The sequence below is a fragment of the Streptomyces sp. CBMA156 genome (assembly GCF_014596515.1).
GTDB lineage: Bacteria > Actinomycetota > Actinomycetes > Streptomycetales > Streptomycetaceae > Kitasatospora.
This window is the reverse complement of record NZ_MSJQ01000448.1, coordinates 1-15,924: the sequence shown is the minus strand read 5'-3', so window position 1 is coordinate 15,924 and position 15,924 is coordinate 1. Positions and strand designations below refer to the sequence as shown.

Below are 15,924 nucleotides of genomic sequence, written 5' to 3'. Positions count from 1 at the left end.
CCTTCCGTTCGCATCGGTGGCGCTACCGATCCTGCCACCCGACGTGGTCGCCCGGGGCGATGTTCGGCAGAGCGGCCCTCCCGGCGGCGGTCCCGCTCAGGAGCTGCGCCCCCGGAGCCGGCGGGCCAGGCCCGCCACCCCGCCCGCCGCCGAGGTCACCACGATCAACGCCGCGCCCGCCACGGTGGCGTAGGCGGCCGGCCCCAGCGGACCGGGCCGCGAGGCCTTCGGGCCCGCGAAGCCGTCGAAGTCCGTGACCCGGTCGAGCAGGCCCGTCCGGCCGAGGGGCAGCAGGGTGGCCTCGACCCTGGCCTCGACGGCATCGGCCGGGACGGTCCCGCCGTCGACCTCCAGGTGGGTGCGGGAGTCGAGCGAGCCCACCCGGTTGTCGCCCAGCAGGAACAGCCGGCCCTGCGGCACCGTCACGCTGAACGACTCGCCCTGGCGGCCCTGCGTCGCGAGGTAGGGCTCGTCCACCGGCTGCCCGTTGACCGTCAGCCGGTGCTCGTTCCCCGTGGTGGTGGCGACGGTGTCCCCGCCGACCGCGACCACCCGCTTGACCATCAGCTCACCGCCCCAGGCCTGGTCCCGGAAGACGACCACGTCACCCCGCCCGATGTCGCCGCCGCCGGCCTTGCGGGCGAGCACGGTGTCCCCGGTGCGCAGCGTCGGGTGCATCGAGGCGGTGGGGATCTTGTACGGCCGGTAGTCGATGGCGATGAGGGCGAAGCCGCCGATCATCAGCACCAGCCCGAGCGCCAGCGCGACGCCCTGCACCACCGCGGCGGGCCGGCGGCCCGCCGGGGCGGGCGCGCTCGGGTGGTCGGCCGTCTGTTCCACGACACTGCTCATCGACACCGTCCACCTCTGGCCGACCGGAGAACACCACTGGCACGCCGGAGGCACGGGCGGAAAAGCCCGCGGGCCGTGGCACGTCCGAGCAGATTACTCGTCGGTACCACGGCCCGCGCAAGAGCCGGAGCCAACCCGGTGGAACCCGGTCCGGTGGAACTCAGGACTCCTTCCGGCGCTCCACCCGGACCCGCACCCGGCGCACCAGGGGAAGCAGCGCGACGGCCCCCACCGCACCGGCCACGGGCGGCGCCATCGGCGCGGCCGCCGCCAGGCCCTTCTGGTCGAAGGTGTCCGGCACCGGCAGCGTCGACCAGTTGCCGATCGGCCAGGCCACCACGAAGGCGCGCCCGATCACATTGTCCACCGGGACGGTGCCACCGCCGGGCTGGTCCATGTGGAAGCGGGAGTCCAGCGAGTTGGCTCGGTGGTCGCCCATCACCCAGATCCGGTCCTTGGGCACCTTGACGGGTCCGAAGGGGTGGTCACCGCAGGGGGTGTTGCCCTGGTAGACGTACGGCTCGTTGAGCGCGACGCCATTGACCTTGACCGGCCCGTCGCCCTCGCACTCGACGGTGTCCCCACCGACCGCGATGACCCGCTTGATCAGGTCCTTCTCGTTGGCGGAGGGCATCAGGCCGACGAAGCTGAGCACGTCCTGCACACCGCGGACGAAGGCGTTGCTGCTCTGCTGGGTCGGCTCGTCGTTCAGCCAGCCGCCCGGGTCGTGGAACACCACGACCTCGCCGCGCTCGGGCTCGGCCCCGAACCACGGGGTCAGCTTGTCCACCAGGACGCGGTCGCCGACCTGCAACGTGTTCTGCATCGACTCCGACGGAATGGAGAACGCCTGGACGAAGAAGGTCTTGATCACCAGCGCGAGGATCAGCGCGATGCCGACCAGGATCGGCAGTTCCTTCCAGAACGAGCGCTGCTTGCGCGGCTTGGGAGAGGCCTCCGATTCCGCCCCGTCCGCGGGCTCGGCCTCCGCGTGCGGGGAGTCCGGGGAGTCCTCCGGTCCGGTGCCGCCCTGCCCGTCAGTGCTCTGGGCCGCCGTCTCCTCGGCCGAGGCCGAGGGCGATGCGGACTCGGCGGACCGGTCCGCCCGATGGCCTGAGCCCTCGGGCTCCCCGGCGCCCGAACGGGCGCCGATCACCAAATCCCCCACAACGTCTCCTCCCTGCTGTGCGGACGCCCGCGCGCCCGCGCTCAGAGTGCCGCACAGCGGGCACCACGCTCACCACGACCATGAACGCCTCAGGGCTGCCCATCGCGGACGCTCCTGACACCAGCACAGCCTCGGCCCGCGGCCGGAACCGCTCCAGGCCGCACCTGCACTTCTCTATCACTCCAAGACATCCGGCTCGCGGTCCCACACGCGAGGCCAAGCCGGTCGGCGGCCTGCGAGGCTCACTCCGGAGGCCGCCCCGACCGGCGAACGACGAGCGGAAGGATGCCCAACACACCCATAACGAGCGGAGGTTCCACAGGAACCGGCCCAACGCCCACCGATCCCGCGGCAGTTCCGCCGGCCTGCGGCGTCCGGGCGAGAGAGGAGAGTGAACTCGGCGCATCGAGTTGATGGAACCGGTCCAGCGGCCAGACGATCACGAACGCGCGACCGACCACGCCGCTCAGCGGGATCGTCCCCTGTCCCGGGTTGCCCATGTGGAAACGGGAGTCGGCGGAGACGTCCCGGTGGTCCCCCATGACCCACAGCCGCCCCTGTGGTACCTCCACCTTGAAGGTCTGCCGGGACGGCGGGTTGCCGGGCGCCACGTAGGACTCGTCCACCGGACGGCCGTTGACGCTGAGGCGCCCCTGCGCGTCGCAGCACTCGACGGTGTCCCCACCGACGCCGACCACCCGCTTGATCAGGTCCTGTTCGTCGTCGGAGGGCAGCATCCCGACGAAGGTCAGCACCTGCTTGGCCGCGCCCAGCACCGGACCGTCGTCGGAGGGCTTGCGATCGTGCTCCAGCCAGCCGCCCGGGTCCTTGAACACCACGACATCGCCGCGCTGCGGCTCACTGCCGAACCAGGGGGTCAGTTTGTCCACCAGTACCCGGTCCCCGATCCGGATGGTCTGCTCCATCGAGCCCGAGGGGATCACGAACACCTGGAGCAGGAAGGTCTTCATCACCAGCGCCACCAGCAGGGCCACCAGGATGATCATCGGCACCTCGCGCACCAGCGAGCGTTTGCGCCGACGGGCCGCCCTGCGGGCGCTGCGCCGGCGCTCGGCCCGGCCGCGCACCGGCGGGCCCCCGGCCGGTCCGTCGACAGCCGGTCCACCGGCAACAGGTCCGTCGGCGGCCGGCCGGCCCGCATCCGGCCGATCCGCATCCGGGCGGTCCGGCGTCGGCCGGTCCGCGCTCGGCCGGTCGGCGAGCCGTCCCCTACCCCTGGTCCCCATGACCACCCGTCCCCGCGGTCCCGGCGAAGGCCGTGGGCCGGTCCAGGCCGGTCCAGCGCGAGAACGGGTAGACCACCCAGTCCGCCCGGCCGATCACCTTCTTCTCCGGCACGAAGCCGCCGCCGGGCTCACCGAGGTGGTCGCGGGAGTCCCGGGAAGCTCTGCGGTGGTCGCCCATCACCCAGAGCTCGCCGGTCGGCACGACCACGTCGAAGGCCACGCTCGACGGGTCGTCGCCCGGGGCCAGGTAGGAGGTCTCGTCGATCGGGACACCGTTGACGGCGATCGGCGCGCCCGGTCCGGTGCTGGTCACCCGGTCCCCGCCGACGCCGATCACCCGCTTGACGTAGACGGTGTCCCCTGCCGGGGCCAGTCCGAGGTCCTGGGCGAACGAGCGCAGACCGTCCCGGATGCCCGACGGCTTCGCCGACTCCGGGAGGAAGGAGCCCGTCCCGTCGAAGACCACGACGTCACCCCGCTGGGGGTGGCCGCCGAAGGCGTAGGCGAGCTGGTTCGCGATCAGCCGGTCGCCCGGACGCAGGGTCTCCTCCATCGACCCGGAGGGCACCGCGAACGGGCGCGCGACGAAGGCGTTCACCAGCAGCAGGGCCGTCAGGCAGATTCCGACCAACAGCAGCAGGTCCCGAGAGCGCGAGTGCCCGGGCTCCTCGTCCTGCTCCTCCTGAGCCTCCCGCTCGTCCTGATCCCCGTGCTGGGCCTCGGCCCCGTCCCGGTCGTCCCGGTCGTCACCGCCATCGCCGCGATCGTCACCGTCATCGCCGCCATCACGACGGTCCCCGCCGTCGCGGTCCGAGCCGGCGGCCCCCGCCGCGGTGCCTCCGACAGCCTCACCGGCACCGGCCCGGGAGACAACACCGGCCCCGCCCCCGGAAACGACCGCGGACCGCGACAGCGAGTCCGCACCGGTGGGTGCGGGACTGCCGTCGCGGTCCGCGGGTGGTTCGTGCGTGCTCATCGGGGGGTGAGCATACCTTGCGGCCGTTCGGCCCCCTCAGAGCGTTCCGATCCCCCGGCGAGGCCGGGAGCCGGTGGATCAGCGGTCGCGCTTCTCCTTGATCTTCGCGGCCTTGCCGCGGAGGTCACGCAGGTAGTACAGCTTGGCGCGGCGAACCGCACCGCGGGTCACGACCTCGATCTTCTCGACGACCGGGGTGTGCACCGGGAAGGTGCGCTCCACGCCGACGTTGAAGCTGACCTTGCGAACGGTGAAGGTCTCACCGACGCCGGCGCCGTGGCGGCGGATGACGACGCCCTGGAAGACCTGGACACGGGAGCGGTTGCCCTCGATGACCCGGACGTGGACCTTCAGGGTGTCACCGGCGCGGAAGGCCGGAATGTCGCTACGCAGCGAGGCCGCGTCGACAGCAGCGAGCTTGTTGCTCATGTTGCTCTCCATCGCAGGCGCCACGGGCCGCCCACGGAAAATAGTCACGATGGGGTCTGTTGCGGGCCGCATCGGCTGACGACGATCCCCCCGTGGCGAGGGCGCCGGTCCACGTGCCCCCTACGGAAGGGAACCAGCGACAGACAACAGCGGCCTATTCTTCCACACCACCGGCCACGGACCGAAATCGGCCGAGCTGCTCGTCCCAGGCCAGGCCGAGGATGCTCAGCGCCTCCCGCTCCTTCTTGTCGAAGGCGCCGTACTGCCAGCGTTCGACCAGGTCGGGCCGGTTCGCCAGGGTCCGAGCGAAGGCCTGCTCCCGCCGCCAGCGGGCGATCTTGCCGTGGTTGCCGCTGAGCAGCACGTCCGGCACCGCCCGGCCGCGCCACTCGGCGGGCTTGGTGTAGACCGGGCCCTCCAGCAGGTCGGCCATGGCTCCCGGTGCGAAGGAGTCGTCGCGGTGGGACTCGGCGTTACCGAGCACCCCAGGCAGCAGCCGGGCGATCGCCTCGACCATCACCAGCACGGCGACCTCACCACCGGCCAGCACGTAGTCGCCGATCGAGACCTCGACCACCGGCATCCGGGTGGCCGCCTCCTCGATCACCCGCCGGTCGATGCCCTCGTACCGCGCGGGCGTGAAGGCCAGCCAGGGGCGTCCAGCCAGCTCCTGGGCGAGCTCCTGGGTGAACGGGCGCCCGCTCGGGGTCGGCACGACCAGGGTGGGCACCTCGCCCTCGGGCCCGCCGGCGACCACCGCGTCCAGCGCCTCGCCCCACGGCTCGGGCTTCATCACCATGCCGGGGCCGCCGCCGTACGGACTGTCGTCCACGGTGCGGTGCACGTCGTGGGTCCACTCGCGCAGGTCGTGGACGTGCACGTCCAGCTGGCCGCGGGCGCGGGCCTTGCCGACCAGCGAGACGTCCAGCGGCTCCAGGTACTCGGGGAAGATCGTGACGACGTCGATCCGCATGCCGCTCTGCACGCCACGCGGCACAGCGTCACCGACCACCTCGGCGGTCACTTCGACCCCTCCGCACCATCGGCACCCTCATCGGTGTCCTCGGCCGAGGACGCCCCGGCGACCTCGGCCTGCTCCAGGTCGATCAGCCCGGGCGGCGGGGTGATCACGGCGCGCTGGTTCTCCAGGTCGATGGTCGGCACGATCTGGGTGACGAAGGGCACCAGCACGTCCGTCCCGTCGGCCGTCCTGACCGTGAGCAGGTCCTGGTAGGGCAGGTGGACGACCTCGGTCAGCTCGCCGACCGGGGTGCCGTCGAGCAGCACCACGTCCAGGCCGATCAGCTGGTGGTCGTAGTACTCCTCCGGGTCCTCGGGGCTCTCCTCCGGGTCGACCTCGGAGATGAGCACGGTGCCCCGGAGGGCCTCGGCCGCGTTGCGGTCCTTGACGCCGGCGAAGCGCAGCAGCAGCCGGCCGCTGTGCACCCGGCCGGACTCGACGGTCAACGGCCCGGCCGACGCGGGGTCGGTGAGCACGACGGCACCCGGGCCGAGCCGGAGTTCCGGCTCGTCGGTGCGGACCTCGACACTGACGTCCCCCCTGATGCCGTGGGCACGGCCGATCCTGCCGACGACGAGCTGCACGGTGATCGTTCTCCTGGAGTTCCTGAGCCGAAACGAAAAGCGACGGGCTGCGAAGCGATGATGCGACGGAAATACGGATGGAAATGCGAAAAGGCCGACCGGGACGACATGCGTCCCGGTCGGCCTCACAAGCCCTGACGGCTGAACGAGCAGCAGTGTCAGCGAATGTTGTCCACGTCGACCAGGTCGACCCGGACGTTGCGACCGCCGAGGGCGCCGACCACGGTGCGCAGCGCGCGCGCCGTACGGCCACCCCGGCCGATCACCTTGCCGAGGTCATCGGGGTGCACTCGCACCTCGATGGTGTTACCCCGACGCAGGTTGCGCGAGCGCACCTGCACGTCGTCGGGGTGCTCGACGATGCCCTTCACCAGGTGGTCGAGGGCGTCCTCGATCACGATCAGGCCTCGGCGGCGGCGTCGGCCTCAGCCTCGGCCTTGTCCGACTTCTTGGCCTTCGGGGTGATGGCGACGCCGGTGGTGGCGTCCTCGAAGCCGGCGACGGCCTTCGCGAACAGGTGCGAGAAGTCCTCGACCTTGGGCTCCGCGACCTTCAGCGGCTCCGGGGCCGGCAGGCCCTTGAACTTCTGCCAGTCGCCGGTCAGCTTGAGGATGGCGAGCACCGGCTCGGTCGGCTGGGCGCCGACGGACAGCCAGTACTGGGCGCGGTCGCCGTCGACCTCGATCTTCGAGGGGTTGTAGGTCGGCTGGTAGATGCCGATCTCCTCGATCGCGCGACCGTCACGCTTGGTGCGGGCGTCGGCGACGACGATGCGGTAGTGCGGGGCGCGAATCTTGCCGAGACGCTTGAGCTTGATCTTGACTGCCACGGGAGTGGATTCTCCTGGTGTTGACGTGGGTGAGCGGGCTGGCCACCGCGTGGGGTTGCGGGGCTGACCACTCAAGGGACACGCCAGCCGTAGGAGAGAGGGGTCCTGCTCGGCTGCCGAGTACTCAGCTGTCCATTCTGCCACATGGCCGGGAACCGCCTGCACGCGAGCCCTTGACCAGGCGGCCTGCCAAGCGACCGACCGGGTGGCCGGCCGCGCGACCGGCCAGCCGGCTGACCACGCGGTCACGCGGCTTCCCTGGCCCCGGAAGCCGAACCCCGTGGACGCGGGCGGTTCCGTCGAGGGCCGACCGGGAGCCCCCGCTCCCGGTCCGACCCAAAGACTCACCGCCGTTCCGCGGTGCGCGTCCTGCCGCACGGCCGTCCCGCCGCGCGGCGCACACCGCTCGTGTACCTGCGTACCTGCCTCGTGCACCTGCCGTACCTCGTGGTCCGGCCGGGCCGCTTCACTCCGGCCCGCCCCGGCTCACTCCCGCTCACTCCGACCGGACCACTGCCCGCACAGCAGCCCCGCCTGGACGTCGACCGACTAAGCGATCTTGAACGGCTGCTGGCACGCGCCGCAGACGATGGACGCCTGCGCGAGCACCGAAGGAACGACCCGGACGTTGCGTCCGCACCCGCAGACCGCCTTGACCCGCACACCGCCCCCGGAGGAGCCGTGCCGGGCGGCCGGGCCGCGGAAGGCGCGCGTCGCGCCGTCGCCGGCCACCGCCTCCTGGTGCGCCCCGAGGGCACGGTCCAGGCGTTCGATGGTCTCGGTGTACCGCTCCTGCGTCTCCTTGAGCATGGTCACCTGGGAGAAGCCGCTACTCGCGTGCGGCTCGACCGGGTGCGCCAGGCCGAGCTCGGAAGCGAGCATCAGGAAGCGCCGGTTGTGGTAGCGGCCCGCCCGCGAGGTGTCCCGGATGTCCCGGGCCGCGGCCAGACCGTGGGCAGCCTCGTGGAGGAGCCGCTCGAAACCGAGGCGGGTCCCGCAGGCTGAGGAGGACTCACCGATCAGCGCCTCGGGCGAGGCGAGGTCGGGAAGGTCCTGATGGAAGGCCTGGATGTCGCTCCAGGCGGCGGCCAGTTCGGCCGCGAGAACGAGGGGCTGTGTCGTGCTCACGCTAGACCAACGATGGAGTGCGAGCCGATGTTCCGCATGTTCTCGTTCCCGGGGAATTCACAGGGAACTCCCAGGAATGCAAGGCCGCGCGCGAATTGCGCGTTCCGGATCTGACGCAAGACCAACCCCCTGCCGGTTTCGGCCCGTAGCGACGCCGCGGGCCTGATGAATTCCGTCCGGGGGGCGGGCTGTCGCCACCCAGGACGTACGGCCCGTGAGCCTGCCGGATTGACAGGGCCACGGGCCGTACACCGTACCGCTATTCCGTTAATACCGGGAGTTGACCGGCCAGTAGGGATGTTGCCGCCAGGGCCCCGCCGGAACCGTTACCGGATTCCTACTCATCCGCATTCCGGGCAAATGTCGCCGCCGACGGTCATTTACCCGCGGATGACCGACGTCCGATGGACATCCGCGGGACATCCACCGAACACCGGACGGATGTCAGTACGCCCGGGCGACGAGCGCGACATTGCCTTCCTGGTCGTCCGTCTGCGGCACCGAACCGTCCGCCGCGACGATGCAGCGCACCGAGACGCCCTGCTCGGCCAGCTTGGCCTCGCCCTCCGCGCCGAGGTCGGCCCAGGAGATCCGGCCCCAGCCGGTCGCGGCGGCCTCGACGGCCTCGTCGATGGTCTTTACGTCGACCGTGCGGGACTCGCGGCGCTCGCGGGACTGGCGCAGCAGCAACGCCTGGTCCTCCTCCAGGACACCCGGGAGCAGCGCGGCCAGGGCGTCGATGGAGACCGGCTCCTTGCCGCCCGGAATGCGGCGGGCCAGCATCGCGGTGCCGTTCTCGAGGTCGCGCGGGCCGACCTCGATCCGCAGCGGGACGCCCTTGAGCTCCCAGTCGACGGCGCGGCGGCCGAACGGGGTGTCGGTGCGGTCGTCGACCACGACCCGGATGCCGGCGGCCTCCAGCTGGGCGCCGATCTCGCGGACCTTGGCGATGACCGCGTCGTCACCCTTGATCGCGAGCACGACGGCCTGGACGGCGGCCAGGCGCGGGGGCACCCGCAGGCCGCTGTCGTCGCCGTGGGACATGATCAGGCCGCCGACCATGCGGGTCGAGACGCCCCAGGAGGTCTGCCAGACGTACTCGCGCTCGGCCCCCTGGAGCTGGTAGGTGGTGTTGAACGCCTTGGCGAAGTTCTGGCCCAGCTCGTGGCTGGTGCCCATCTGGAGCGCCTTGCCGTCGCACATCATGCCCTCGAGGGTGAGGGTGTTGATGGCGCCGGCGAAGCGCTCCTTGGCGGTCTTGCGGCCGAGCACGACGTCGATGCCGAGCACGTTGGTCATGAAGTCGCCGTAGACCTGGGTGTGGATCATCGACGCGTAGTCGCGGGCGTCCTCGTAGGTGGCGTGGGCGGTGTGGCCCTCCTGCCAGAGGAACTCGGTGGTGCGCAGGAAGACGCGCGGGCGCAGCTCCCAACGGACCACGTTGGCCCACTGGTTGATCAGCAGGGGCAGGTCGCGGTGGCTCTGCACCCACTTCGAGAAGTACTCGTTGATGATCGTCTCGGAGGTCGGCCGGACGACGATCGGCTCGTCCAGCTGCTTGCCGCCGCCGTGGGTGACCACCGCGAGCTCGGGGGCGAAGCCCTCGACGTGCTCGGCCTCCTTGGTCAGGTAGGACTGCGGGATGAACATCGGGAAGTAGGCGTTCTGCGCGCCGGCCTTCTTGATCCGCGCGTCCATCTCCTGCTGCATCCGCTCCCACAGGCCGTAGCCGTACGGTCGGATGACCATGGTGCCGCGCACCGGACCGTTGTCGGCCAGCTCGGCCTTGTTGATGAGGTCCTGGTACCAGCGCGGGAAGTCTTCCGCTTGAGGGGTGAGAACGGGTGCCTTAGCCATGGGGCGAATGGTACGGGGAGCGACCCCCCGACTTCGAATCGGTATCACGGCCGGGGCCCGCCGCCGACGCCCCGGCCGCACCCAGGGCGGCGTCCGCAGGGGGCGCACCACCGCGACACGCGCGCACCACCCTGCACCCCTCTGGACGCCGGGCCCGACCCGCTGTTCGCTGGTGTGGGGCGGGACTTTGGGGGAGCCGTAGCAGCACACCGAAGGACCGGATGGGAGGCCGCGATGGCTTCAGCTCGGACGACCGGCACCACCGCACGACCGACGGGCGCACGCCCGCACCACCCGCAGCCCGGGGCCGCCCGGCCCGCGCGGGCGCGCGACTGGGCGGAGATCCAGGAACGCATGCTGGTACCGCTCTACGAGGCGGTCCACGACCGGATGGAGGTCGGCCCGGCGAGCAGCGTGCTGGGCCTGGGCTGCCGGTCCGGACTGGCCCTGCTGCTCGCGGCCGGCCGGGGTGCCCAGGTCGCCGGGCAGGAACCGCGGGAGGAGCTGCGCGAGCTGGCCCACGGCCGTCGGCTGCGGGTGTGCGCCGGGGCCAGGACGGCCGCGGCCGTCCGCCGCCCGGCCCATTCGCTGGTGACGGTTTTCGAGCAGCCGCCCGGCGCCGCCGAGGCCGGCCCGGTGGTCGCCGAGGCCGCCCGGCTCGTCCTCCCGGGCGGGCACGTGGTGCTGGCCGTCTGGGGTCCGCCGGAGCGCTGCGAGAGCGCCCCGGTGCTGGACGTGGCCCGGCGGATGGCGGGCCGGACCACCGCGCGCGACCCGTTCGAGCTGAGCGCGCCCGGCGCGCTGGAGGACCTGCTCGCCCCGGCCGGCCTGCGTCCGGCCGGCAGCGGCCGGGTGAGCTGCCCGTTCGCCTACGCCGATCTCGACAGCGCGGTGCGCGGTCTGCTCTCCACCGGGCTGTTCGAGCCGGCCGAGGAGTTCTCCGGCGCCTCGCTGGTGGCCAAGGAGCTGGAGGAGACGCTCCAGCCGTACCTGCGGGCGGACGGCTCGGTCCGGATGGAGAACCTGTTCCGCTACCTGGTCGCCGAGCGGCCGCGCTAGGAAGCACGAAACCGGGGGCGCCCGCCACCATGGCGAGCGCCCCCGGCTTCCGGCTTCACGCCTGGTCGATCGACTTCCCGCCGGCCCCGCCGGGCTCCCCGGCCGCACCGGACTCCTCCGAACCAGCAGAACCCGCAGCCCCCGTAGACCCCTCAGAATCCGCAGACCCCGCGGAGTCCTCGGAGGATGCCTCCCGCGGCACCCCCGCCGCCCGGTACGCCGCCGCCTCGTCCAGCGTCTCCGCCTCCAGCAGCGCCGCCGACAGCGCGTCCAGCCGGTGCCGCTGCTCGGTCAGGATCCGCACCGCGTCGTCGTAGCACTCGGAGACGATCCGCCGGGCCTCCTCGTCCACCGCGTCCAGGGTGGTCGGGGCGGCGGAGAGCCCGTACGCGCCCTGCGGGTCGGAGGGCACCGCGGTGAGCCGGCCGACCCGCTCGCTCATCCCCCAGCGCCCCGCCATCCCGCGGGCGATGTTGGTGACCTGCTCCAGGTCGCTCTCCGCGCCGGTGGTGATCACCCCGTAGACCACCTGCTCGGCCGCCATGCCGCCGAGCGCACCGATGATCCGCCCGCGCAGGTAGGGCTCGGTGTACGAGTAGCGGTCGTTCTCCGGGGTGGAGAGGGTGACGCCGAGCGCCCGGCCGCGCGGCACGATGGTGATCTTGCGGACCGGGTCCGCGCCGGGCTGGAGCATGCCCAGCAGGGCGTGCCCGCTCTCGTGGTACGCCGTCCGCTCGCGCTCCTCCTGCGGCATCACCAGCGGCCGGACCGCACCGAGTTGGACCTTCTCCAGGGCGTCCGAGAGGTCCCGCTCGTTGACCGCGTCCTGCCGGCGCTTGACCGCCAGCAGTGCCGCCTCGTTGACCAGGTTGGCGAGTTCGGCGCCGGTCATCCCCGGCGTGACCTTGGCCAGCTGGGTGAGGTCGGCGTCGCCGGCCAGCGGAACGCTGCGGCTGTGGATGCGCAGGATCGCCGCGCGGCCCTCCCGGTCGGGCGGGCTGACGGTGATCCTGCGGTCGAAGCGGCCGGGGCGCAGCAGCGCCGGGTCGAGCACGTCCGCCCGGTTGGTCGCGGCGATCACGATGACGCCCTCGGAGCCGCTGAAGCCGTCCATCTCGGTGAGGATCTGGTTGAGGGTCTGCTCGCGCTCGTCGTGCCCGCCCATGCCGCCGCCCGCGCCGCGCTGGCGTCCGATGGTGTCGATCTCGTCGATGAAGATGATCGCCGGGGCGACCTTGCGGGCCTCGGCGAACAGCTCGCGGACCCGGCTGGCACCGACGCCGACGATCATCTCGATGAACTCGGAGGCGGAGGCGGAGAAGAACGGCACGTCCGCCTCGCCGGCGACGGCCCGGGCCAGCAGGGTCTTGCCGGTTCCGGGCGGACCGCTCAGCAGCACGCCGCGCGGCAGCTTGGCGCCGAGCTTGCGGTACCGATCTGGGTTCTTCAAGTAGTCGACCACCTCGGTGAGTTCGGCCTCGACCTCGTCGATGCCGGCCACGTCGGCGAAGGTGGTGCGCTTGCCCTCCTCGGCGGTCACCGGCTTGGGCGGGGCCTTGCGGCCGAGCGGCCCGCCGCCGAGCCCGCCGGCCATCCGGCGGGCGAGCAGCACCCAGATGAAGACCAGCAGCAGCATCGGGGCGAGCGAGAGCAGCAGGTTGGTGAGGAAACTGCGCTGCTGGACCGGTGAGGTGGCGGTGACCTCCACGCCCTGCTGTTGCAGGGTGCTCCAGAGGTTGTCGCCCGCGAAGGAGGGCCGCTGGGTGTCGAACTCGGTGTAGTCGCCCTTGCCGCCGTCCGGTTTGGGCTGGGCGGTCTTGAGCTTGCCCTCGATCGAGTCGCCCTTGGCGTAGATCTTGGTGATGTTGCCCTTGTTCAGCTGGTTGTTGAACTCGGTGTACGAGATCGTGGTGGCCCCGGCGGGGCCGAAGAGGGACAGCAGCAGGTCCGAGATCAGGAACACCACGAGGGCGGTGAGGGCGAGGCCCACCCAGCCGCCGGGCATCCGGCGCTTGGGCGGGGGCGGGGGCGGGGCGCCCTCCGAGCGCCAGGGCTGGTCGGGGGTCTGACGCGGCGGCACGGGTTCGGTCACCCATCGGACAATACGGACAGGTGCTCGGGCGAGCCAATCGCAACGCCGTGCCCGGACCGCCGTACGGCCGCCCCGACCCCTCCCACCAGCGGCTATGCCGCCGCGCCCGGCCACTCCTCGGCGGTCAGCGCGAACCGCTCGTGGTCGCGCCAGTCCCCCTGGAGGAACAGCATCCGCGGGGTGAAACCCTCGTGCCGGAAGCCCAGCCGCTTGGCCATCGCGATCGAGCGGTCGTTCTCCGGCTGCACGTTGATCTCCAGCCGGTGCAGGCCCAGCCCGTCGGCCGACTGCGACGCGAAGCAGCGGTCCAGGACCAGTCGCATGCCCTCGGTCATCCGCCCGGTGCCGCTGAACGGGACGTACGAGTCGTAGCCCAGCGAGGCGTTGCAGAACCGGCTCATCACGATGTTGGCGACGTTCACCTTGCCGACCAGCCCACCGGTCTCCCGGTCGAGGATCAGGAAGGTGCGCAGCCCGGGCCCCTGGCGCTCCAGCAGGTCGGGCAGCCCGTCCGGCTCCACCGGGTTCCACTTCCCGATCTGCTCGGCGGACCGCCGGACCGCTTCGGCGTACGCAACCGCGTCCTCGGCCCTCGGGGCCCTGATCATCACTCGCATGCCCCCATCATCGGACACGCGATCGGCCCGTCGCCCGGAAATACCGGACGACGGGCCGATCGGAGCCGATCAGGACCGGCCCCGGTCGGTCGTGGAACGACCGGGGAGCGATCAGGGCCGCTCAAGGACTACAGCAGGTCCTTGAACTCCTTGGGCAGCTCGAAGTCGGCGGGGCCCTTGCCCGCGCCGAGGCCGAACGCGCCGCCGTCCGCCGGGGACTGGCCGGCGCCCGGGCCGAGCGCACGGCGCTCGGCGGCCGCGGCCTCCTCCTGCGCGCGCTTCAGCGGGTTGCCGCTCTTGCGCTTGCCCTTGGCCTGCGGGGCCTTCTTGCCGGACTTCTTCGCGCCGCCGCCCATGCCGGGGATCCCCGGCATGCCGGGCACGCCCTTGCCGGAGGCCATCGCGGACATCATCTTGCGGGCCTCGAAGAACCGCTCGACCAGGTTCTTCACCTCGCCGACCTGGACGCCGGAGCCCTTGGCGATGCGGGCCCGGCGGGAGCCGTTGATCAGCTCCGGCTCGGCACGCTCGACCGGGGTCATCGACTTGATGATCGCGCCGACCCGGTTGACGTCCTTGTCGTCGATGTTGTTGATCTGGTCCCGGATCTGGCCCATGCCCGGCAGCATGCCGAGCAGCTTGGAGATCGAGCCCATCTTCTGGACCTGCTCCAGCTGGGACAGGAAGTCGTCCAGGGTGAACTGCTTCGGGCCGCCGCGCAGCTTGGCGGCGATCTTCTCCGCCTCTTCCTGCGAGAAGGTCTGCTCGGCCTTCTCGATCAGCGAGAGGACGTCACCCATGCCGAGGATGCGCGAGGCCATCCGGTCCGGGTGGAAGGCGTCGAAGTCGTCGACCTTCTCGCCGTTGGAGGCGAACATGATCTGGCGGCCGGTGACGTGCGCGACCGACAGGGCGGCACCACCACGGGCGTCGCCGTCGAGCTTGGAGAGCACGACACCGGTGAAGTCGACGCCGTCGAGGAAGGCCTGGGCGGTGGTGACCGCGTCCTGGCCGATCATCGCGTCGACGACGAACAGGACCTCGTCCGGGTTCACCGCGGCGCGGATGTCGGCGGCCTGCTGCATCAGCTCGGCGTCGATGCCCAGGCGGCCGGCGGTGTCGACGACGACGACGTCGTACTGCTTCTGCTTGGCGTACTCGATCGAGTCCTTGGCCACCTGCACCGGGTCGCCGACGCCGTTGCCCGGCTGCGGGCCGTAGAAGGCCACGCCGGCGCGCTCGGCGACCACCTGGAGCTGGTTGACCGCGTTGGGGCGCTGGAGGTCGCAGGCGACCAGCAGCGGGGTGTGCTTCTGGCTCTTCAGCCAGTGGCCGAGCTTGCCCGCGAGGGTGGTCTTGCCGGCGCCCTGGAGGCCGGCCAGCATGATCACCGTCGGGCCGCTCTTGGCGAACCGCACCCGGCGGGTCTCGCCACCGAGGATCGCGATGAGCTCCTCGTTGACGATCTTGATGATCTGCTGCGCCGGGTTCAGCGCACCGGAGACCTCGACACCGAGCGCCCGCTCCTTGACCTGCTTGATGAAGGCCCGGACGACCGGCAGCGCGACGTCCGCCTCCAGCAGCGCGATGCGGATCTCGCGGGCGGTGGCGTCGATGTCCGCCTCGCTCAGGCGGCCCTTGCCCCGGAGGTTCTTGAACGTCGCTGCGAGGCGATCGGAAAGGGTGTCGAACACGTCGTCGCGGGTCCTCTACGGCATCGGTATCGGTACGGTCGTCGTCCCCCAGGGTATCCGGCCGCCCCGGGTACGGTCTCCACCCCCGGTCGGAACTCCTCCCCGGAACCGGACGCGGGCCCGACACGGACCGCACGCGGGCCGCACGCGACCCGGGCTCGACCCGGCCGGGACCGGCCGCTCAGCCCAGCGCGGCCCGGACCGCCGCCGCCACCTCCCCCGCCCGGCGGGCGGTCAGCGGACGGCCCAGCGGGTCGGTCAGGTAGAACGAGTCGACGGCCTCCGCGCCCAGCGTGGAGACGTGCGCGGTGCGCACCCGGACGCCCGCCCCGTCCAGCGCCCGGCCGATCCGGTGCAGCAGCCCGGGGGCG

The 15,924-nt window shown here is 71.9% G+C and carries 16 protein-coding genes; 1 reads left to right on the top strand and 15 read right to left on the bottom strand.

Annotated elements, in window-relative coordinates:
- Nucleotides 1-96: 96 nt before the first annotated feature.
- From lepB (BU198_RS40710) to proS, 11 genes are all read right to left on the bottom strand, one after another.
- Nucleotides 97-852: a signal peptidase I gene (lepB, locus tag BU198_RS40710; RefSeq protein WP_188301737.1), complete on the bottom strand. Its 756-nt coding sequence runs from the start codon at nt 850-852 to the stop codon at nt 97-99.
- A gap of 160 nt (nt 853-1,012) precedes the next feature.
- Entirely contained in the window at nt 1,013-2,020 is a 1,008-nt protein-coding gene (gene lepB, locus BU198_RS40705; RefSeq protein WP_188301736.1) for a signal peptidase I, read from the bottom strand.
- Nucleotides 2,021-2,262: 242 nt separating this feature from the next.
- A complete protein-coding gene (lepB, locus tag BU198_RS40700; RefSeq protein WP_317620524.1) occupies nt 2,263-3,108 on the bottom strand; it encodes a signal peptidase I in 846 nt (281 codons plus the stop codon).
- Between the two features lie 142 nt (nt 3,109-3,250).
- The gene (gene lepB, locus BU198_RS40695; RefSeq protein ID WP_188301734.1) at nt 3,251-4,243 is read right to left on the bottom strand and encodes a signal peptidase I; all 993 of its coding nucleotides are present in this window, start codon (nt 4,241-4,243) and stop codon (nt 3,251-3,253) included.
- A 78-nt stretch (nt 4,244-4,321) separates the two neighbouring features.
- On the bottom strand, nt 4,322-4,672 hold the full coding sequence (gene rplS, locus BU198_RS40690) for a 50S ribosomal protein L19 (RefSeq protein ID WP_063347674.1): 351 nt from the start codon (nt 4,670-4,672) through the stop codon (nt 4,322-4,324).
- A gap of 154 nt (nt 4,673-4,826) precedes the next feature.
- On the bottom strand, nt 4,827-5,645 hold the full coding sequence (trmD, locus tag BU198_RS40685; protein ID WP_188301748.1) for a tRNA (guanosine(37)-N1)-methyltransferase TrmD: 819 nt from the start codon (nt 5,643-5,645) through the stop codon (nt 4,827-4,829).
- A gap of 47 nt (nt 5,646-5,692) precedes the next feature.
- Nucleotides 5,693-6,277: a ribosome maturation factor RimM gene (rimM, locus tag BU198_RS40680; protein WP_188301733.1), complete on the bottom strand. Its 585-nt coding sequence runs from the start codon at nt 6,275-6,277 to the stop codon at nt 5,693-5,695.
- A 158-nt stretch (nt 6,278-6,435) separates the two neighbouring features.
- A complete protein-coding gene (locus BU198_RS40675) occupies nt 6,436-6,675 on the bottom strand; it encodes an RNA-binding protein (RefSeq protein WP_188301732.1) in 240 nt (79 codons plus the stop codon).
- Nucleotides 6,676-6,677: 2 nt separating this feature from the next.
- On the bottom strand, nt 6,678-7,106 hold the full coding sequence (gene rpsP / locus BU198_RS40670) for a 30S ribosomal protein S16 (RefSeq protein ID WP_188301731.1): 429 nt from the start codon (nt 7,104-7,106) through the stop codon (nt 6,678-6,680).
- Between the two features lie 549 nt (nt 7,107-7,655).
- Nucleotides 7,656-8,234 carry a hypothetical protein gene (locus BU198_RS40665; protein WP_188301730.1) on the bottom strand — a complete coding sequence of 193 codons (579 nt, stop codon included), beginning with the start codon at nt 8,232-8,234 and terminating at the stop codon, nt 7,656-7,658.
- Nucleotides 8,235-8,678: 444 nt separating this feature from the next.
- Nucleotides 8,679-10,091 carry a proline--tRNA ligase gene (proS, locus tag BU198_RS40660; protein ID WP_188301729.1) on the bottom strand — a complete coding sequence of 471 codons (1,413 nt, stop codon included), beginning with the start codon at nt 10,089-10,091 and terminating at the stop codon, nt 8,679-8,681.
- Nucleotides 10,092-10,325: 234 nt separating this feature from the next.
- On the opposite strand from proS, the gene BU198_RS40655 reads away from it, so the two are divergent.
- Complete coding sequence (locus tag BU198_RS40655) at nt 10,326-11,150, top strand: class I SAM-dependent methyltransferase (RefSeq protein ID WP_223245596.1); 825 nt, start codon at nt 10,326-10,328, stop codon at nt 11,148-11,150.
- Between the two features lie 55 nt (nt 11,151-11,205).
- Here BU198_RS40655 and ftsH read toward each other — a convergent pair whose 3' ends face one another.
- From ftsH to BU198_RS40635, 4 genes are all read right to left on the bottom strand, one after another.
- Entirely contained in the window at nt 11,206-13,242 is a 2,037-nt protein-coding gene (ftsH, locus tag BU198_RS40650; RefSeq protein ID WP_188301728.1) for an ATP-dependent zinc metalloprotease FtsH, read from the bottom strand.
- A gap of 92 nt (nt 13,243-13,334) precedes the next feature.
- Nucleotides 13,335-13,859, bottom strand: a complete 525-nt coding sequence (locus BU198_RS40645) for a GNAT family N-acetyltransferase (RefSeq protein ID WP_188301727.1) — start codon at nt 13,857-13,859, stop codon at nt 13,335-13,337.
- A gap of 128 nt (nt 13,860-13,987) precedes the next feature.
- A complete protein-coding gene (gene ffh, locus BU198_RS40640; protein ID WP_188301726.1) occupies nt 13,988-15,553 on the bottom strand; it encodes a signal recognition particle protein in 1,566 nt (521 codons plus the stop codon).
- 181 nt (nt 15,554-15,734) lie between these two features.
- Nucleotides 15,735-15,924: hypothetical protein (locus BU198_RS40635; protein WP_262987115.1), on the bottom strand; the 190-nt coding region annotated here is incomplete at its 5' end.